Consider the following 18,067-nt stretch of genomic DNA (forward strand, 5'->3'; position numbering starts at 1 on the left):
CCTTGTTTTGCCGGCTTTTGCCTTGACATCAAGTTATCTCGAGTATAATATTTGTCAAGAGGAAAAGTTTTCGTATAGCGAAAATCTCATCAGGGAGATAACCGATGCGCATAGGCAAAACGGATCAGCCTTTTACGTCCATAGCCACATCAGATGCCGAGAGCGTGACCATTCGCGGCTTTGACCTGTGTCACGAGTTGATAGGCAAGCTTAGTTTCAGTGAGCTCTTTTGGTTGCTGATGTTGGGTCAACTACCCACCACCGGTCAGCGAGCTATGCTGGATGCCTGTCTCATAGCTATCGCTGAGCATGGGCTGGTGCCAACCGTGCAAGCCGCCCGCATGACCCTTGCTGCCGCACCGGAGGCCTGGCAAGGGGCAATGGCTGCGGGCCTTCTGGGAATGGGCACAGTGGTTGCGGGTTCTTCCGAAGCAGCAGGCCGTTACCTTGTCGAGCTAAGAGATACAGCGGAAGCAATCGGAAACGAAGAACTAGCGGTGGAAGAAAGCCTGAAGCGTCTCAAGGCAGCTCGGGCAAAGGTGGCCGGGTTGGGGCACCCCCAGCACACAGCAGGTGATCCCAGGGCTGTACGCCTACTCGAGCTCGCCGATGAGCACGGTACGTCAGCCCAGCACGTGCGGCTTTTGCGTCTGTTAGGAAAAATGGCCCCGGACATCATGGAGCGGCGTCTTCCGATTAACGTGTCGGGAGCAATTGCTGCCGTAATGCTTGATGCTGGTTGGCCTGTAGAAGGGCTCAAGGCAGTGCCACTAGTGGCTCGAGCAGCAGGGCTTGCCGCGCATCTACACGAGGAAACCCAGCGTCCGATAGGCTTCATATTGTCCTACCACGCAGCACAGGCCATACATTACGACGGCCCCATTCGCAAGGAGTAGAGCAATGGCTAAACCTTTAGCTGGTGTTCGAGTAGTAGAAATGGGTACTTACATCACGGGCCCGGCAGCGGCCATGCACCTCGCTGACCTGGGCGCAGACGTTGTCAAAGTGGAGCGGCCAGGTGAAGGAGATCCTTTTCGGGCTTTCAAGGGCGGTCTTTACAGCCCTCACTTTCAGACCTATAACCGCAACAAGCGCTCCATTGCCCTTGACAACGCTCGGGCTGAGGACCGCGCGATCTTTCAAGAGCTTATTGCAACCGCGGACGTTTTCATCCACAACTTTCGACCTGGAGTAGCAGAAAGGTTAGGGGCAGGCGAGGAGGAACTGCGCCGAATACGGCATAACCTGATCTACTGCGCCATATCGGGTTTCGGGGCCACAGGACCCAAGCGCGATTACCCCGTGTACGACACCGTGGCGCAGGCTGCATCAGGGTATTTATGGCAACTTTTACCCCCCGATAAGCCGCGGGTTATTGGCCCAGCTATCGCCGACGCAGTAGCCGGCATCTACGCTGCGCTGGGTATTTTGGCTGCACTGGTGGAGCGTCAGCGTACGGGCAGAGGGCGCAGGCTCGACATATCTATGCTCGAGGCCATGAGCTACTTCAACCTTGATAGCTTTACCCACCACTTCAGCGTAGGCGAGGTGATGGGCCCCCTCTCACGACCTTCCGTTTCTCAAAGTTATGTGTTTGAGTGTGCCGACGGCAAGTGGATCGCTATTCACCTTTCCTCTCCAACCAAGTTTTGGGAAGGCTTGCTCAGGGCTACACAGCAGGAACAACTAGCGCAAGACCCCCGTTTCTCCGAGCGCCTCAAGCGAATTGCCAATCAGCAGGCTTTGATTGAAATACTAACTCCGATATTTTTACAGGAAAGCCGAGAAGAATGGTGCCAACGCCTGGCAGCCGAGGGGGTACCCCATGCGCCTGTCTACGACTCCAGCGAAGCGCTGGAGGATCCACAAGCTCAACATCTCAAGCTCAAGGTTACGGTTCCAGGCTCGCCCATGGGGCACTTTACCACCGTCCGTTCTCCCTACACCTTTGATGGGCAGATAGATACCGATATAATCCCACCCCCAACCCTGGATGAGCACGGAGATGAAATCCGCGCTGAGCTGGCGCAGCGCAAGGCTGGTAAGCGTTCTTGACGCCCAGCAAACCCTGGGCTAGATAAGGAGGAAGCATGTGTAAGCTCGAGCCCCCACTACTCGCCCCCCTGGAGTCCGGCAGTCCACTTGTGGGTTCAAAGTCCCTCCCCGAATCCCTCCCACTGGGGATTGGTGAACCTGACCGCCTAACCCTCATTCGGGGTGGGACAGTTCTTTCAATGGATGCTCGGGTTGGAAACTTCGCTGTGGGCGACGTGCTGCTCAAGGGTAGCCGTATCCTCGAGGTGGCTCCTAAAATCGAGGCTCCGGATGCTGCGGTCATTGATGCCAACGGTCACATTGTGATGCCGGGTTTTATTGACACCCACCATCATCACTTTGAAACAGCCCTGCGTGGGTTGTTGGCCGATGCCATTTTGCTGAATGATGGCCGACCCTCCTCGGCAATGAACTACTACGAGGTAATGCTCCTCAAGCTGTCCAGGGTGTATCGTCCAGAGGACGTCTACATCAACATCCTCTATGGCAGCATTGCCCAGCTTGATGCCGGGGTCACTACTGCAATGGACGTGAGCCAAATTCATCACTCACCTGAACACAGTGACGCAGCTGTTGCTGCTCTGCAGGATGCAGGCCGACGTGCCGTGCTGGGCTACTTTGAGGGCTGGGGGGACAAGAGTCAGTATCCACAGGATGCAGCCCGCATTCGCAATCAGCATTTCTCCAGCGATGACCAGTTGTTGACTATGGTGATGGGTGGGGAAATCTACCTCCCAGGCTTCGAGTCGGCATGGCGAATAGGCAGAGAGCTGGCACTTCCCATCGCGGCACACATCGTAGGTACCTTCGGCATGGCGCCAACCTTCGATAACCTATCTCAACAAAACCAGTTTGGCTCCGACAATATCTTTATTCACATGACAGGAATGTCGGATACGGCCTGGCAGCGCGCTGCCGATTCAGGGGCCCACGTTTCACTGTCGGTACCTATTGAGATGCATATGCGTCACGGCACTCCGCCCCTTCAAAAAGCGCTCGATCTGGGTATGATAGTATCGCTATCAAGCGATGTAGAGTGCACGATGACTGCCGACATGTTTACCCAAATGCGCTCTACCATTACCCTACAGCGCATGTTTGCCAACCAACTTGCCTTGGAGGGCAAAGAATTTCCTTCTCTGATGACAGTTACCGAGGTTTTGCAGATGGCTACCCTCAATGGGGCTCGTGGGCTTCGTCTGGAGGCTAAAACAGGTTCGCTCACCCCAGGCAAGGAAGCCGATATTATCCTGCTGGACACCAACTGCCTCAATACCGCTCCCCTAAACCATGCACCTGGCGCGGTGGTAACCCTCATGGAGCGTAGCAATGTTTCAACTGTGATATGCGGAGGCAAAGTACGCAAATGGAAGGGGGAGCTGCTGGGCTTTGACCTGGAGCATTTACGCCGGAGACTCGAGCAAAGCCGCGATTACATATTTGCGGCAGCCGGAATAGAGAAAGACCTTTTTCGCTGAGCCCGGAGAACCAACTGGCCCGATAGAATAGGGTCCATGTTAAAGGCTGTTCCCGGAACCAACGACATTTTCGCTCAGGCCAAGGAATACCCTTTCCGCGAGCCGGTTTTTCGCTACATTACCCAGACCGCCGAGGAGGTCTTGCGGGGAGCTGGGGCCCAGATGATTCATACCCCGATATTCGAGTACCTGGAAGTTCTGCAAAAAGGCGTGGGGCTCACCTCGGACATCGTGGTCAAGAAGGAGATGTACACCCTCGAGGATCGCGGAGGGCGGGTGCTGGGTCTGCGCCCCGAGCCCACCGCCTCCATTGTGCGGGCCTACAACCAGCACGGCATGAAGGTCTGGCCCCAGCCGGTGCGGCTTTTCACCTGGGGGCCCATTTTCCGGGCCGAGCGCCACCAGAAGGGCCGCTACAAGCAGTTTCATCAGGTAGACTACGAGGCCCTGGGCCTCTCCGACCCCCTCCTGGACGCCGAGGCCATTGCGTTGATGGTGCGGATCTACAAAACCCTGGGCCTGAAAAACCTCGAGGTCAAGCTAGGCTCGGTAGGCGACCCCGAAGACCGCACCCGCTATAACCAGTACCTGCGGGAGCTCTTCCGGCCCTACGCCGAGCGGCTCTCGGAGGACTCGAGGGTGCGCCTGGAGGCCAACCCCATGCGGATTCTGGACTCCAAGAGCGAGCAGGATCAGCAGATTGTGGCCGATTTACAGGTAAAGCCAATGCTGGAGTTTCTGGGTGACGCGTCGCGCTCGTTCCACGAGCGGGTCTGTCACTATCTAACCCAGCTTGGTATTCCATTCACGGTAGACCCTAGCATTGTGCGTGGCCTTGACTATTACGTGCGTACGGCCTGGGAGGTTCACCATGCCCAGATCGGGGCCAAGTCGGCCTTAGGCGGCGGAGGGCGCTACGATGGCCTCTCGGAGATGCTGGGCGGCCCGCGGGTGCCGGGGGTGGGCTTTGGTATCGGTATCGAGCGGGTGGCGATAGCTCTCGAGCAGGAGGGCGTTGCCATTCCCCCCGACCTCTCCCCTACCCTCTACCTGGCCCCCCTTGACGAAGCAGCCAAGATAGAAGCTCTGACCCTGGCCGAACAACTGCGCCCGAAGGTTTACGTGGAGCTGGGCTACACCCCCAAAAGCCCGCGCAAGGCCCTCGAGGAGGCCCTCAAGAAAGGAGCCAAGTATGTGGGTTTCCTGGGCGAGGGCGAGCGGGCCAAAGGAGTTATTACCCTCAAGCACCTGGAAAGCGGGGAGCAAACCGAGCTCGAGCCCCTGCAACTGCACAGCCTTTTTGAAGGCCCTGACCCTAAATAGCCCTTACCCGGTAGGGTGCAGATGGCTGACTGCTTTGGGGTGTCCTTCCGTGACGCGGTTTACCCACTTCGTACTCCCTGTATCAAACTGCAAATGCTACTACAATGCATACTTTACGGTGCAGGGTGTATTGGCTCTCTATGTGTATATATTCACGATAAATACTGCTTGTGAAATGAGTATTTAGAGGTTTGCTCCCCGTGCGTAACACTCGACAGGTGCCAAGTCGTGCGCCTGCAATTTGAGAACTTTTCACAAAACGGTATGCTAAAGCCTATGCGTCGTACGCTATATTGTGGTCATTTGCGCGAACAACATGCAGGGGAAAAAGTGATCCTGGAGGGCTGGGTCAACCGAAGGCGCGACCTGGGGGGGCTCATTTTTATCGATCTGCGGGATCGCGAGGGCATCGTTCAGGTCATCGTAAACCCGGACTCACCCTGCTTTGCCGAAGCTGATAGGGTGCGCTCGGAATGGGTGGTGCGGGTGGAAGGAGTGGTTCGCAGCCGCCCTGCCGAACAGGTCAACCCCAAACTTAGCACCGGCGCAGTGGAGGTGGTGGCGGAGGGCCTCGAGGTGCTGGCCGAGGCCAGAACCCCACCCTTCCCCATTGATGCCGGTTGGCGGGGTGAGCCAGACCAGAGCGTCAATGAAGAGGTGCGCCTCAGGAACCGCGTGCTGGACCTGCGGCGAAAGCGGCTGCACGACAACCTGCGCCTGCGGCACAAGGTAATTGCCGCCATCTACCGCTTTCTGGACGCCGAAGGCTTCATCAGCGTGGAGACCCCCTACCTGACCCGCTCGACCCCCGAAGGGGCGCGGGACTTCCTGGTGCCCTCGAGGCTGGAGCCCGGCCACTTTTACGCCCTACCCCAGTCACCCCAGCTTTTCAAACAGATGCTGATGGTGGCGGGCTATGACCGCTACTTCCAGATCGCCCGATGCTTCCGCGACGAAGACCTGCGGGCCGACCGCCAACCCGACTTTACCCAGCTCGATCTGGAGATGTCCTTTGTCACCCAGGAGGACATCCTCGAGCTCAACGAGCGACTGGCCGCCTATATCTTGCGGGAGACGCTGGGGGTCGAGCTCACCCTGCCCTTTCCCCGCCTGACCTATGCCGAGGTGATGAACCGCTACGGCTCGGACAAGCCCGACCTGCGCTTTGGCCTCGAGCTCCAGGACGTGACCGAGGTGTTCAGGGGGGGTGCCTTCCGGGCCTTTGCCAGCGCCGAGACCGTCAAGGTGCTGGTAGTACCGGCCCTGCTGCCCCGCAAGGAGATCGAGGAACTCGAGGCCCTGGCCAGGTCCAAGGGGGCCGCCGGGCTGGCCTGGGCGCGGTTGGAGAACGGAGTGCTCACGGGCGGAATCGCCAAGTTTATTCCACCCACCCTTTTGGAACAGGTGGCCGTACCGGAGGGCCAGACTTTGCTGTTCGTGGCGGGCCCCTGGCGCAAAACCGTAGAAAGCCTGGGAGCGGTGCGGCTCGAGCTGGGCAAACGGCTAAAGCTGATCGAGCCCGGCTACAAGTTTTTGTGGGTGGTGGACTTTCCCCTGCTGGAGTGGGACGAAGAAGCCGGGCGCTTTACCTACATGCACCACCCCTTTACCAGCCCCAACTTAGACGACCTGCACCTGCTCGAGACCGACCCCGGCAAGGTACGGGCCTACGCCTACGACTTTGTTTTCAATGGCTCCGAGGCCGGGGGCGGCTCCATTCGTATCCACCGCCGCGACCTGCAGGAACGCATGTTTGCCCTGCTGGGCATCGGCCCAGAGGAGGCCCAGGAGAAGTTTGGGTTTCTGCTCGAGGCCCTTTCCTATGGCGCACCCCCCCACGGCGGGATCGCCTGGGGCCTGGATCGCTTTGTAGCCAACCTGGCGGGCGAAGAGTCCATCCGCGAGGTCATCGCATTCCCCAAGAACAAAGAGGGCAAGGAGCCCCTCACCGGCGCTCCGGCGCCCGTGGATGAGGCCCAGCTGGCTACGGTGGGGCTGGCCATACGGGGGCAGGCATGAACGATGGGCGAGGCGCGCTTACGCTGATTCAAGGGGGGTTTCATGCCTAACAGCCATCGCATCCCCTATCTTCTGGTGGATGCTTTTACGGAAATTCCGGGTGGGGGCAACCGGGTGGCGCTGGTGCTGGATGCACGGGGCATGACCACCGAGGAGATGCAGCTGGTGGCCACCCGGCTGGGGCAACCCCAGGCCGCTTTTGTGACCGACTGGGACGGTACAGGGTTTGGCGTGCGTTTTTTTGCCGCCAATGGCGAGGTGGAGTTTAGCGGACATGCCGCCGTGGCCCTGGCGCTCACGTTGGCCAGAGAAGAAAAGCTGCCCGCCGGTATCAAAAAACTCTATTTGCGAACCATCGGGGAGTCGCTCAAGGTGGAGCTCGAGGACGGGCGGGCCCTGGTCCAAAGCCCCAGCCCTCGCTTCCGCGACCCCCCCTCCTGGAAGGTGTTGCAGGAGTTTATCGAGGTAATGGGCGCCAATGAGCGCTACCTGCACCGGGGCCTGCCCTATGGCATCACCTTTACCGGCTTGTGGACGCTCTTTATGCCGGTAGTGGCGCCCGGCCTGGTGGACGCCCTCGAGCCAGACATGGAAAAACTGGCGGAGCTATCGGAGAAGCTCGAGGTTGCCACCGTGCACGTTTACGCGCCCTATGGCCCCCGCCGCTTCTACGCACGCACCTTTGCCCCGGCCCTGGGCATCCCCGAAGACCCCGTCACCGGCTCACCCAATGCGGCCCTGGGCGCTCTGCTGGCGCGGGCGGGGGTGGTGCCCCGCTGGGAGGGCGCGGTCAACCTGACCGTTACCCAGGGCCATCGCATGGGCGGCCCGGGCCAGGTAGAGGTACGGGTCGAGTATGGCCCCGCCGGCAACATCCTGGGGGTGTTCATTGGCGGTACCGCCGTGGTGGCCGAAAACGGCGTGGTAGAACTGGGGGGCAGCCCGAATTAGGCGACGATATTCGGCCCCCGGCCCTTTGTCCAAGTTTGGCGCAACAAAGACCCCTGGTAACTCTATGAACAAACCCATCCGGCTAGTGCTCATCGACGTGGACGGCACCCTGTTCGGCCCCAGCGGTGTACCCCAGTGTGCCTGGGAGGCCGCAAAACGGGCCAGGGAAGCGGGGTTACACCTGAGCATCTGCACCGGACGGCCCGGACGCGGTTTCGCCCTCGAGTATGCCGAGCGGCTTGACCCTGAAGGTTTTCATATTTTCGAGTCGGGGGCCGTGATTGTGTCGGGGCACCGGGAGGTAGTACGGGTTTCGGCACTGCCCATGCAGGTTTATCTAAGGCTCCTGGAGCTGAGCCGCTTGCACGGCGTTCCCTTCGAGGTCTACACCGCCGAAGGGGGCTTCTACCGCGAGATCCAGCACCCCGACCTGTTCTTCCACGAGACCATGCTGGGCTTCAAGGCCGAACAGCGCGATTTGAGCGAGGTGGCCGAAAGAGTGGTTCGGGTGCAGTTTGTCTGGCGTCCCTCCCCTACCTGGTCTTTGGTGCGCGAGCAAATTGTGCTCATGCCTGAGGTAGAGCTGCACGAAGCCACCAGCCCCGGTATGCCGGGGGTCGGCTTCAGTTCGGTAACGGCGCGAGGCGTTTCCAAACGGGCGGCTGCGGAATGGGTAGCGGCTCAACTTGGGCTGGACCTGAGCCAGTGCGCCATGATTGGCGATGGTGAAAACGACCTCGAGCTCATACAAACCGCCCGGCTGGGCATTGCGATGGGCAACGCGCCCGAAAGCGTCCGGCAGGCTGCCGACCTGGTAGTGAGCAGAGTGGATGAGTGTGGCCTCGAGCAAGCCCTGGATATCCTGAGGGCGCAACTGGTTCAGCGGTAATATGTGCATATTTTCACGATGAGGAATGTTCGTGAAAAGTTTCCGCATTACGCCATGTAAGAAGCTAAGGAGTTACAACATGATCAAACTGGTAGCCCTTGACCTGGACGGAACCTTCTACGCAGGAAGAACCCTGGGGGTACCCGAGTCGGCCTGGGCTGCGATCGAGCGGGGCCGCGAGGCCGGCTTGAAGTTTGCAGTCTGTACCGGTCGTCCCCAGGGAGGGCACGGCCTCGAGTATGCCCAGCGTATACAGCCAGACGGCCCGCATGTCTTCAACGACGGCGCTTCCATCTGCGATGCCTGGGGTCGGTCACTCCATGCAGAGCCGGTGCCCCGGTTAGGGGAAATCATCGGTATTGCCCGCAGATATGGCCTGCCCTTCGACCTCATGGGCGCCGACAATGGGCGCTACTACGAAACCAAGCTGATGCCCCCCGAACTGCTGACCCACATCGAGATGACCGGGGTGGTAGCCCGCTCGGCACGGTTTGAGGAAATCCGTGAGACCCTGGTCAGGCTGTGGTTTGTGGTGCCCGATCTGAGCTTGTGGGAAACGGTCAAACCCGACCTGGAAGCCCTGCCCGAAATTGATCTGGCCGAGTACCTGAGCCCCCGCGAGGTCATTACCGGCGTGATCAAAAAGGGGGTTTCCAAGGCCTCCGGGCTGCGTTGGCTGGCCGCACACTATGGGCTTTCACTCGATGAAATCGCCATGATTGGCGATAGTCACAACGACCTCGAGGCCATCCGCGAGGCAGGTCTCGGGATTGCCATGGGCAACGCAGTAGAGGAAATCATCGCCGTGGCCGACCACATCACCGGCCACGTGCGCGAGAATGGCTTTGCACAGGCTATCGAATATGTACTGGCGCAGAATGAGCAGATCTAATACCAACTCTGCGCGTGAGCGGCGCTAAACGCGCCCCTCACTTGCCGCGCCAGGGGGCGCGTCCGAGGGACTTGTATATCGCTTTTGGGTCACCTCTGGGCAGATTTGGTATAAGTAGATCAACCTTGCATCAGCAGCCTTGGCCTCCGTTGCCCACATCGGGATATTTTTCCCTACCCACCTTCCGGGGTCAGTGCCAACATTGGCACATGTTTGGTATTCGCGACCGCCGGCTGGGGCTATTGGTCGGCTTGATGTTTGCCCCCTTTGCCCTGCAACTGCTGGGCTGGGCGGGTACACCCCTGGGCGGGGGGCCCTGTGGGGCTATTGGGCTGGATCAGTTGATGCTCGAGCAGCCCCAGGTTTTCTTTTACGCTCAAATCATGCTGTGGGGCATCTCGTTGCTGATGGCCACAGGGTTTTTTGTACTGATGCTGGGGTTCATGCACAACGGTACGATTCAGAAATCCCAGGCCCGGCCTTTTTTGCTGATTGCTCTCGTGGTGGGCAGTTTGACGGCCCTGATTTATGCCCTGACCCACACCGTTGGTCTACCCGCACCCAGCCCTATCGGTTGGCTGATGAGCGGGGCCGAGCCCACCGATGTCATCGGAATTCTGATTTTCACGGTGCTGCTCGTGCAAATCAGTCTGACTTTGCGCTGGCTGGTGCAATCGGAGCCCACCCCTCAAAAAGCAGCCCCACCCCAGACCCATCAGTCCAAGGTTATTTGAGCCAGGTTTTTGCTAGAAGCGAGCTAGATTAAGGAGCAAATGGAAGATTCGTGGCTGGATCGGTGGTTGTTGGAGCGCTTTCGCAGTGCCCATACCTCGAGTTTTGGTAAACTTTCGGCCCGTCCGGGCCTCGAGGGGCTGGCTGAGGAAGCGCAAGAGGTCGTGCGTTCGTACAGCCAGGAGGACATGCAGCAACGTATTTTCCAGACCTATCGAGCATTCTTCACGTCCCCTCTCCTGGGCTTCATTCGTTTGGTGGTGCGAATCGCGCCCAACCTGGCGCACCCATTACTGATATGGAGTACGCCCCTGGCCTTTCGCTTTCTGGTGGGCAAGTCCGAGCCCATTGCACAAAACCAGCTCCGCATAGGTCGGTGCAGGTTTGCCGAGCAAGCCGGTACCGAAGCCTGTACCAGGGCCTGCAAGCTACCAACCGAAACCTTTTTCCGCGAGGCCCTCGAGGTCGAGCTTCACCTCGAGCCCAACCACAGCACCCTTTCCTGCACCGCCGAGCTGGCCCTCCTTACCCAGATAAACCGCCGTTTACAATCGTGATTTTGCCAGGTCTTTCCTGCGCTGACCCCCCAGGGTGTGCTACCATAAACAGCCGTGACAGCCATTTCCGGAGGCCGCTGGGTTGCTGAAATTTATGGCTGCAACCTGGAAGTGCTGGAAAACCCCAAACTCGTGGAGGTCGCGCTCAAGGATGCCGTCCTCAAACTAGGAGCACCCCCTGGAAGCGTTCAGGCAACGGTTTATAAGTTTTACCCCCAGGGGCTCTCGGCAGCCATTCTTTCGCCCGTTGCCGCCGTCATGATGCACACCTGGCCCGAAGATGATGCTTCGGCTGCCCTCGACCTTTACTTTTACAAAACCGAGGTAGACCCCGAGTCGGTTTTGCGGGGGTTGGCCAGGGCTTTTGGTGCTCGAGAGGAGTCGGCCTTTCGCTTCTGGCGGGGCGGAGAACACGAAATCAAGCGCAGAACCCAGAGCAACTCGAGCAGATTGGATAGCTAGTCCGCCGAAGGCCTGCGCAACAATCGCCGGGCCCTTACCGGTTTGTCGCCTCGACAACTTTGACCCAGAAACCCCTGTCTTTTCCGGAGGAACCATGGAATACGGAATGTACTACCTTGAGCAAGTCACCCCCTACGAGGCCATCTACCGTCGCATGGACAAGGTGCTGGCCGCCGGGCGAACCAAATTCCAGGATTACTTCATCTTTCAGACCCGCGCTTTCGGCAAGGTGCTGGTGCTGGATAAAGACGTGCAGTCCACCGAACGCGACGAGTACATCTACCACGAAACCCTGGTACATCCGGCCATGCTGGCCCACCCCAACCCGCGTTCCGTGTTCATTGTGGGCGGCGGTGAAGGCGCTACCCTGCGCGAAGTGCTGCGTCATCCCACCGTCCAGAAAGCCGTGATGTGCGATATTGATGATGAATTGGTGGAAATGGCCCGTACTCTGTTGCCTGAGTGGCACCAGGGTGCTTTCGACGACCCACGGGCAAGAGTTGTTACCGAGGATGCCAGGGGCTATCTGGAGAACCACCCCGAGACCTATGACGTGATTATTGTGGATCTGAACGACCCCATCGGTGAGGATAACCCGGCCCGAATGCTTTTTACGGTGGAGTTTTACGAGCTGCTAAAAAAGCGCCTCAACCCCGGCGGTCTGATGGCCATGCAGGCGGGCATGATTCTGCTCACCCACCACAAAATGCATCCGGTAGTGCACCACACTGTAAAGCAGGTCTTCCGGCACACCCGTAGTTACCACAACTACATTCCGGGTTTTATGTTGAATTTCGGCTTTATTGTGGCCTCGGAAGCCGTGGATATTACCGGACTAAGCGAGGGTACCCTGGAGGCCCGCATACTGGAGCGCAATCTAACGCTCAGGCACCTCGAGGCCCCTTTCATTGAGGCCATGTTCGTTCTGCCGAAAGACCTCAAGGAAGCCATCGCTGCCGAAAAGATGGTCTCCCGTGATGCCGAGCCCTTCTGGCTGACCGAAGAAGGTGAAGCTCGCCAAAGCAAAGTCTGAATCGTCGACGTTCCCATCTCCCTGCAAATTTTCATCACCTGGCAATAGAATCTAAATTATGCAAAGAACCCTTTTCATCGCAGTTGCGCTCCTGGCCATTGTCATCGCAGCAGTGCTGTTCCTAGTGTTCCGACCCCAACCCTCAGCCAACGCCGCCGACGCAGTCAAGGGAGCCAGGTTTGTTATCGGAAACCCCGATGCCAAAGTGACGGTGGTGGACTTCTCCAATTACCTTTGCAGCCACTGCCGCGACCACTCCAACAATGTGTTTCCCCTGATCAAAAGGGACTATATAGATACCGGCAAGGTACGCTACATTTTTCGTGATTTCCCTTTCGGAGGGCAGGAAAACGTCATTCGGGCCGGCGAGGCCGCAGCCTGCGCTGCCGACAACAATTTGTACGTCGAATACCACGAGGCGCTGTTCCGGGCGCAGCTACAATGGGCTGGCCTTAGTGGAGCGGCGCTGGATAACTACTTTGCCGATCTGGCAGGCCAGATCGGGATAGCCCCGGCCACTTTCTCACAATGCTTGCAATCCGGTAGCAAGCGGGCAGGCGTGCTCGCCGATCAGAAGCTAGCCGGTGAGCTTGGGCTCACCGGTACCCCGAGCTTTTTTGTCAATGGCGAAAAGTACACCGGGCAACGCTCCTATGAAAGCTGGCGTGAAATTTTGGATAAGGCCCTGGCAGGCCAGACCCCATCCAGCGACCAGGGGGGTGCTAGCAGCCCCGCCAAGCCGTAATCACGCCTCTAGACAGCCGCAAGACCTGAGCGCTGTTGCGTTCAGCGCTCAGCGCACCTTTTGAGCCATTAGACTTCAAGATGGCTTTGTCATGGAGTAGCTGCCTGTAAACCCGAAACCCAAGCGTAGGCCGGGCCCGGCCTACGCTTGGGTGCGTAATGTGCGCCTGGGCCCAGGCGCACTCTCGTTTTCGGGAGTAACGCAATCAGGAAGCCTGTCGAAGACGGGCTTCCTCGAGCGCCTTCAAAGGTTTGTCGAGGTGTGGCAGGTCGAACACCACTTCCGTGACCCCCGAACCCGGTAACTCAAACATCAGCTCCACCATGGCTTTTTCAATCACCGCCCGCAAGCCGCGAGCACCTGTGCCGCGCTTGAGGGCCCGGCGGGCAATCTCACGCAGCACCGCCGGCGTGAAGCGTATTTCGATGCCCTCCATGCGTAGCAGCTCCTGGTACTGGCGGATGAGGGCATTTCTGGGCTCGGTCAGAATGCGCACCAGGGCTTCTTCGTCGAGGGCCTCGAGCTGCACAATCACCGGCATCCGGCCCACAAACTCGGGGATCAGGCCGAAGCGTACCAAGTCTTCAGGGATGGGCTCGAGCTTCTCTTCGGTTTTCTTGGGGCGGGTGAAACCGATGGGGTTCTGGTCTACCCTCGAAAGCACAATGCGCTCGAGGCCCTCGAAAGCTCCGCCCAGAATGAACAGGATGTTTTTGGTATTGAGGGTAATGAATTCCTGGTGGGGATGCTTACGCCCCCCCTGAGGCGGCACATTGGAAAGGGTGCCCTCCACAATCTTCAAGAGGGCCTGCTGAACCCCCTCACCCGAGACGTCGCGGGTCAGGCTGGGGTTCTCCGACTTGCGGGCTATCTTGTCAATTTCGTCAATGTAGATGATGCCTTTCTCGGCAGCCTGAACGTCAAAATCGGCGGCCTGCAAAAGCCGTAGCAAAACGTTCTCTACATCCTCGCCCACGTAACCGGCTTCGGTCAGGGTAGTGGCGTCGGCGATAGCAAACGGCACGTCCAGCATCCGGGCCAGGGTCTCGGCCAGCAGGGTTTTGCCGGTTCCTGTAGGGCCAATTAGGAGCACGTTGGACTTCTGCACCTCGGCCTCGGGGTGCATCAGGCGCTTGTAGTGGTTGTATACCGCTACCGAGAGGGTTTTCTTGGGCAATTCTTGCCCAATCACGTACTGATCCAGGAAGCTTTTGATCTCGGCGGGCTTTGGCAGATGGCTGGGGCCGACAAAACCAGGCTTGGGTTCGGCCTCCAACAGATCGTTAGCCCGCTCAACGCATTCATTGCAGATATAGACCTCTCCCAGAGGCGACTCAATCAAATGGGCTACCTCCGGGTGCTTGCGCCCACAGAAGTTGCAAGAAGGCTTACTGCGTCTCACGGGTAACCACCTGATCTACCAATCCATAGCTAGCAGCCTCTTCAGCAGTAAGGTAGTAGTCACGCTCGGTATCGCGCTCCACCTTTTCCAGAAGCTGGTTGGTGTGACGGGCAATGATGCCGTTGAGAACCTTGCGCGTTTTGAGGATTTGCTCGGCCTGGATGGCAATATCGGTAGCTTGTCCACCCAGGCCCCTGGCCCAGGGTTGGTGAATCATGACCTTGGAGTGCGGCAGGGCATACCGCTTGCCCGGTGCCCCTGCCGCCAGCAAAACGGCACCCATTGAGGCCGCCAGGCCCACACAGATGGTCGAGACCGGCGCCGTGACGAACTGCATGGTGTCGTAGATTGCCAACCCGGCATCCACATCCCCCCCCGGCGAGTTGATGTACATGCGGATTTCTTGATTGGGGTTCTGCGCGGCCAGGAAGAGAATTTGCGCCACTATAGTGTTGGCTACCTGCGCATCTATAGGCGTACCCAAAAAAATGATGCGATCTTTGAGCAGGCGGCTATAGATGTCGTAAACGCGCTCACCACGAGCAGTTTGTTCGATAACGTAGGGGACTATCATATCGGCTCTATTCTATGCCCGAATACCAGGTTAAGAGGGCATTGGCGCACATAAAGCCCTCTTTCACTCATTTTGAGCCATCGGGCCCCAAAAAAGCCTTGCTCTCGACAGAACAGTGACCGCTGGAAACTCGAATACATGCGTCTGGGTCTAGACGCATTCTCGTTTTCGTGGACGGCCACGTTTGTGAAGGGCAGCATATCAGTCCAAAAAAGTGTTCGCTCCCTATCGGGAGCGTAAAAAGCGTTCACTGTGAGCAGTCTGTCAGCCCTCAATCCTAGCTACTGCCTCGTGTAGCGCTTTGTCGTGCAAGCGCTGGATGCGCAGGCGAGCAATCACATCCTGGCCCAGCTCGTTTTGCAGGCGGGCGGGGGTGGTGCGGTAGGAGCGAGCTACTTCGTTCAGGAACTCGGCAAACTCTTCCTGACTCAGCTCCGTTTTGAGCTCTTCAGCCAGGGCTTCCACGGCAAGCGAGCGGCGCAAGCGCTTGGTAGCGCTCTCCCTGAGGTTTTGCTTGAACTCCTCGAGCTTACCGTCTTTCTCCAGCTGAGCGAGATAGGCGCTCAGCTCAAGGTTTTGCTCTTTGAGGTCACCGGCCAGGCTCATCAGCAGGCTTTGCTCCTCGCGGGCCTGCATGGTAGGTGGAATCTCTACCTCAATCGCCTCAGCGAGCTTATCCAGCAGTAAACTGGCCTTGGCATTACGGGCCTCGCGCTGAAACTGGGCTTTCAGGCTCTCGCGTACTTTACTGACCAGAGCTTCCAGATTGTCCTCGCCCACCGTTTTGGCAAATTCGTCGTCCAGTTCAGGCAGTTGCAGGGCCTTGACTTCCAGCACCCTGGTTTTGACCTCGCGCACGATCGTTTCGCCGTCCTTGACGGGCACCATTACTTCGTCGCCGGCTTTTTTGCCCAGCAAGGCCTCGCGCACGTGAGGTTGAGCATTTTCCATCACCACTGGGAAGCGCCCTCCGTCCTCGGTCTCGATGAAGACATTGTCTTTTTCCTGGGCTTCACGATCCACCGCCACCATTTCCCCGTAGCGGTTGCGCAGTTCGTCCAGGGCGCGGCTCACCATTTCTTCGGTCAGTTGGGGGGTTTCAACCTCGAGCTTGAAGTTTTGCCAGTCCGGCAGCCTAACCTCGGGATAGTTTTCAATTTCAACGGTGTACACAAAGGGCTGACCAAAAGTCAGGCTCTCCTCGAGTACCCTGGCCCCCACCGGCAGCAGCGACAGCTCCCTGGCAGCTTTGGGTAAGGTTTCGTCGCGCAGAACCTCTTTTACCTCCTGCAGAAGCGACTCCCTGCCAATTTTGGCCTCAATCACCTTGCCGGGGGCTTTGCCCGGGCGGAACCCCGGCAGCTTAACCTGCGCCGCATACTCGTTCAGGACGGATTGGTAGGTTTGCTCGACCTGGCTGGCCGGAACCTCCACCTTGATTTTCACTCTGTAGCCTTCACGTTCCAGGATTTCTGCCACAACACACCTCAGGAAGGGCCTATGGGGCCACCAAGTGTCTAGTCTACAACCACAAAGCAGTATTTAGATACTCCCCAACTCGAAAGGCATTTCCATGCAGAAGCAGTGAACTCTACGCCCGATCCTCTACTTCAGATTGCGGGACAACTGACCCTTTATACCCCCCATAGGTATGAAGTAATTTGTGAACTAAGGAGCAAGCTATGAAAACCATCCTGATAATCGGTGGAAATTTCGGCGGAATGACCAGCGCTTTCGAGCTCAAGCGCAAGCTGGGCAAAGAAGCAAAGATTGTGGTGGTCTCGAGGCAAAAAGAGTTTGTTTACATCCCCTCACTCATCTGGGTGCCTTTTGGCCGCCGCAAAGTCTCGGACATCACCTTCGACGCCGAAAGCACCTTCCGGCGCGGGGGTATTGAGTTTATTCACGCTGAAGCCACCCAGATTAAGCCTGCGGAAAATAAAGTGGTGCTGGCCGATGGAACCGTTCTGGATTACGATTTCCTGGTCATTGCCACCGGCGCCAAGCTGGTCTGGGATGCCGTACCCGGCCTTGGGCCCAAAGGCTACTCGCACTCCATCTTCACCCCATCCGACGCCGAAAAGACCTACGAGGCCTACAAAAAATTCCTGGAAAATCCAGGCCCGGTAGTGATTGGAGCCGTTCCGGGAGCTAGCTGCATGGGGGCCGGCTACGAGTATCTTTTCAACTTCGATCATCAGGTTCGCAAAGCTGGCAAACGTAATCAGGTGAGCATTACCTGGGTCACCCCGGAACCCTTCCTGGGCCATTTCGGCATCGGTGGTATGACCGGCGGCGAGGCCATGCTCAAGATGTTCCTCAAGATGCAGGGCATCGACTACCGGGTCAATGCAGCCATTACGGAAGTACGCCCCGACGGCGTGGTGCTCTCCACCGGAGAGGTGCTGCCCTCAAAGTTCACCATGCTGGTGCCCCCCTTCGAAGGGGTGGAAGTTCTGCAAAAAACCCCTGAACTGGTGGATGAAAAGGGCTTTGTGGAAGTCTCCGAGGGCTACCAGAGCACCCATTATCCGAATGTGTTCGCGGTGGGCCTAGCTGCCAAGGTGCCCAATCCCTTCAAGGGTGACGTAGCCTTTGGAGTGCCCAAAACCGGCTTCCCCACCGACGAAATGGCCAAAACCGCTGCGGCCAACATCCGCGAAATCCTCCATGGTAACTACAATAACCTGCACTGCAAATCCTTTGGCAGCATGCCGGCAGTGTGCGTGATGGATGCGGGCAACAAAGAAGTCATTATCCTGGGCAACCACCTCTACCCGCCGCGCCAGTTCCAGGTCATGCTGCCCAACGTGCTGGGCGACTTCAACAAGGTGCTGGTGGAAAAAATGTTGTTGCTCAAGTATCGCAACGGCTGGTCGTTTCTCCCGTAAGGCGTCTCTGCTATCCATCCCTCCCCTCAAAGGGAGGGTTTTCTTTTGTTTACACCGCTCTTCA

Annotated in this window: 17 protein-coding genes; 14 read left to right on the forward strand and 3 right to left on the reverse strand. The window is 58.2% G+C overall.

Translation table 11 applies throughout. The annotated features are described in order from the left end of the window. Positions 1-104: 104 nt before the first annotated feature. The 13 genes from J3L12_RS01065 to J3L12_RS01125 all read left to right on the forward strand — a co-directional run bounded on the left by J3L12_RS01065 (position 105) and on the right by J3L12_RS01125 (position 13,136). On the forward strand, positions 105-896 hold the full coding sequence (locus tag J3L12_RS01065; protein ID WP_208013178.1) for a citryl-CoA lyase: 792 nt from the start codon (positions 105-107) through the stop codon (positions 894-896). 4 nt (positions 897-900) lie between these two features. Continuing rightward, a complete protein-coding gene (locus J3L12_RS01070) occupies positions 901-2,055 on the forward strand; it encodes a CoA transferase (protein ID WP_208013179.1) in 1,155 nt (384 codons plus the stop codon). Positions 2,056-2,090: 35 nt separating this feature from the next. After that, on the forward strand, positions 2,091-3,533 hold the full coding sequence (locus tag J3L12_RS01075) for an amidohydrolase family protein (RefSeq protein WP_279381077.1): 1,443 nt from the start codon (positions 2,091-2,093) through the stop codon (positions 3,531-3,533). A gap of 36 nt (positions 3,534-3,569) precedes the next feature. Next, positions 3,570-4,856 carry a histidine--tRNA ligase gene (gene hisS / locus J3L12_RS01080; protein ID WP_208013181.1) on the forward strand — a complete coding sequence of 429 codons (1,287 nt, stop codon included), beginning with the start codon at positions 3,570-3,572 and terminating at the stop codon, positions 4,854-4,856. 276 nt (positions 4,857-5,132) lie between these two features. Beyond that, complete coding sequence (gene aspS / locus J3L12_RS01085; protein WP_208013182.1) at positions 5,133-6,875, forward strand: aspartate--tRNA ligase; 1,743 nt, start codon at positions 5,133-5,135, stop codon at positions 6,873-6,875. A 42-nt stretch (positions 6,876-6,917) separates the two neighbouring features. Further along, entirely contained in the window at positions 6,918-7,826 is a 909-nt protein-coding gene (locus J3L12_RS01090; protein WP_208013183.1) for a PhzF family phenazine biosynthesis protein, read from the forward strand. A gap of 64 nt (positions 7,827-7,890) precedes the next feature. Continuing rightward, the gene (locus J3L12_RS01095; protein ID WP_208013184.1) at positions 7,891-8,715 is read left to right on the forward strand and encodes an HAD family hydrolase; all 825 of its coding nucleotides are present in this window, start codon (positions 7,891-7,893) and stop codon (positions 8,713-8,715) included. A 79-nt stretch (positions 8,716-8,794) separates the two neighbouring features. Next, the gene (locus tag J3L12_RS01100) at positions 8,795-9,607 is read left to right on the forward strand and encodes an HAD hydrolase family protein (RefSeq protein ID WP_208013185.1); all 813 of its coding nucleotides are present in this window, start codon (positions 8,795-8,797) and stop codon (positions 9,605-9,607) included. A 209-nt stretch (positions 9,608-9,816) separates the two neighbouring features. Further along, on the forward strand, positions 9,817-10,341 hold the full coding sequence (locus tag J3L12_RS01105; RefSeq protein WP_208013186.1) for a hypothetical protein: 525 nt from the start codon (positions 9,817-9,819) through the stop codon (positions 10,339-10,341). Positions 10,342-10,380: 39 nt separating this feature from the next. Further along, positions 10,381-10,896 carry a beta-carotene isomerase domain-containing protein gene (locus J3L12_RS01110; RefSeq protein WP_208013187.1) on the forward strand — a complete coding sequence of 172 codons (516 nt, stop codon included), beginning with the start codon at positions 10,381-10,383 and terminating at the stop codon, positions 10,894-10,896. Positions 10,897-10,950: 54 nt separating this feature from the next. After that, positions 10,951-11,358 (forward strand): S-adenosylmethionine decarboxylase, encoded by a 408-nt coding sequence (locus J3L12_RS01115; protein ID WP_208013188.1) that lies wholly within the window; start codon positions 10,951-10,953, stop codon positions 11,356-11,358. A gap of 94 nt (positions 11,359-11,452) precedes the next feature. Beyond that, entirely contained in the window at positions 11,453-12,391 is a 939-nt protein-coding gene (gene speE / locus J3L12_RS01120; RefSeq protein ID WP_208013189.1) for a polyamine aminopropyltransferase, read from the forward strand. Positions 12,392-12,449: 58 nt separating this feature from the next. Next, positions 12,450-13,136: a DsbA family protein gene (locus J3L12_RS01125; protein ID WP_208013190.1), complete on the forward strand. Its 687-nt coding sequence runs from the start codon at positions 12,450-12,452 to the stop codon at positions 13,134-13,136. A 205-nt stretch (positions 13,137-13,341) separates the two neighbouring features. On the opposite strand, the gene clpX is transcribed toward J3L12_RS01125, so the two are convergent. The 3 genes from clpX to tig form a co-directional block, all read right to left on the reverse strand. After that, positions 13,342-14,538, reverse strand: coding sequence for an ATP-dependent Clp protease ATP-binding subunit ClpX (clpX, locus tag J3L12_RS01130; protein WP_208013191.1), 1,197 nt, complete (start codon positions 14,536-14,538; stop codon positions 13,342-13,344). Further along, on the reverse strand, positions 14,525-15,112 hold the full coding sequence (locus J3L12_RS01135; protein WP_208013192.1) for an ATP-dependent Clp protease proteolytic subunit: 588 nt from the start codon (positions 15,110-15,112) through the stop codon (positions 14,525-14,527). Before J3L12_RS01135 ends, clpX begins: the two co-directional genes overlap by 14 nt. A gap of 264 nt (positions 15,113-15,376) precedes the next feature. Next, positions 15,377-16,591, reverse strand: a complete 1,215-nt coding sequence (gene tig, locus J3L12_RS01140) for a trigger factor (RefSeq protein WP_208013193.1) — start codon at positions 16,589-16,591, stop codon at positions 15,377-15,379. A gap of 203 nt (positions 16,592-16,794) precedes the next feature. On the opposite strand from tig, the gene J3L12_RS01145 reads away from it, so the two are divergent. Next, on the forward strand, positions 16,795-18,003 hold the full coding sequence (locus J3L12_RS01145) for an FAD-dependent oxidoreductase (protein ID WP_208013194.1): 1,209 nt from the start codon (positions 16,795-16,797) through the stop codon (positions 18,001-18,003). The last annotated feature ends 64 nt before the right edge of the window (positions 18,004-18,067 follow it).

The sequence above is a fragment of the Meiothermus sp. CFH 77666 genome (genome assembly GCF_017497985.1).
Taxonomy (GTDB): Bacteria; Deinococcota; Deinococci; order Deinococcales; family Thermaceae; genus Meiothermus.

Coding starts and splice junctions, on each gene's coding strand:
- J3L12_RS01065 (WP_208013178.1), top strand. CDS start 105: ATGCGCATAGGCAAAACGGATCAGCCTTTTACGTCCATAGCCACATCA.
- J3L12_RS01070 (WP_208013179.1), top strand. CDS start 901: ATGGCTAAACCTTTAGCTGGTGTTCGAGTAGTAGAAATGGGTACTTAC.
- J3L12_RS01075 (WP_279381077.1), top strand. CDS start 2,091: ATGTGTAAGCTCGAGCCCCCACTACTCGCCCCCCTGGAGTCCGGCAGT.
- hisS (WP_208013181.1), top strand. CDS start 3,570: ATGTTAAAGGCTGTTCCCGGAACCAACGACATTTTCGCTCAGGCCAAG.
- aspS (WP_208013182.1), top strand. CDS start 5,133: ATGCGTCGTACGCTATATTGTGGTCATTTGCGCGAACAACATGCAGGG.
- J3L12_RS01090 (WP_208013183.1), top strand. CDS start 6,918: ATGCCTAACAGCCATCGCATCCCCTATCTTCTGGTGGATGCTTTTACG.
- J3L12_RS01095 (WP_208013184.1), top strand. CDS start 7,891: ATGAACAAACCCATCCGGCTAGTGCTCATCGACGTGGACGGCACCCTG.
- J3L12_RS01100 (WP_208013185.1), top strand. CDS start 8,795: ATGATCAAACTGGTAGCCCTTGACCTGGACGGAACCTTCTACGCAGGA.
- J3L12_RS01105 (WP_208013186.1), top strand. CDS start 9,817: ATGTTTGGTATTCGCGACCGCCGGCTGGGGCTATTGGTCGGCTTGATG.
- J3L12_RS01110 (WP_208013187.1), top strand. CDS start 10,381: ATGGAAGATTCGTGGCTGGATCGGTGGTTGTTGGAGCGCTTTCGCAGT.
- speE (WP_208013189.1), top strand. CDS start 11,453: ATGGAATACGGAATGTACTACCTTGAGCAAGTCACCCCCTACGAGGCC.
- J3L12_RS01125 (WP_208013190.1), top strand. CDS start 12,450: ATGCAAAGAACCCTTTTCATCGCAGTTGCGCTCCTGGCCATTGTCATC.
- J3L12_RS01135 (WP_208013192.1), bottom strand. CDS start 15,112: ATGATAGTCCCCTACGTTATCGAACAAACTGCTCGTGGTGAGCGCGTT.
- J3L12_RS01145 (WP_208013194.1), top strand. CDS start 16,795: ATGAAAACCATCCTGATAATCGGTGGAAATTTCGGCGGAATGACCAGC.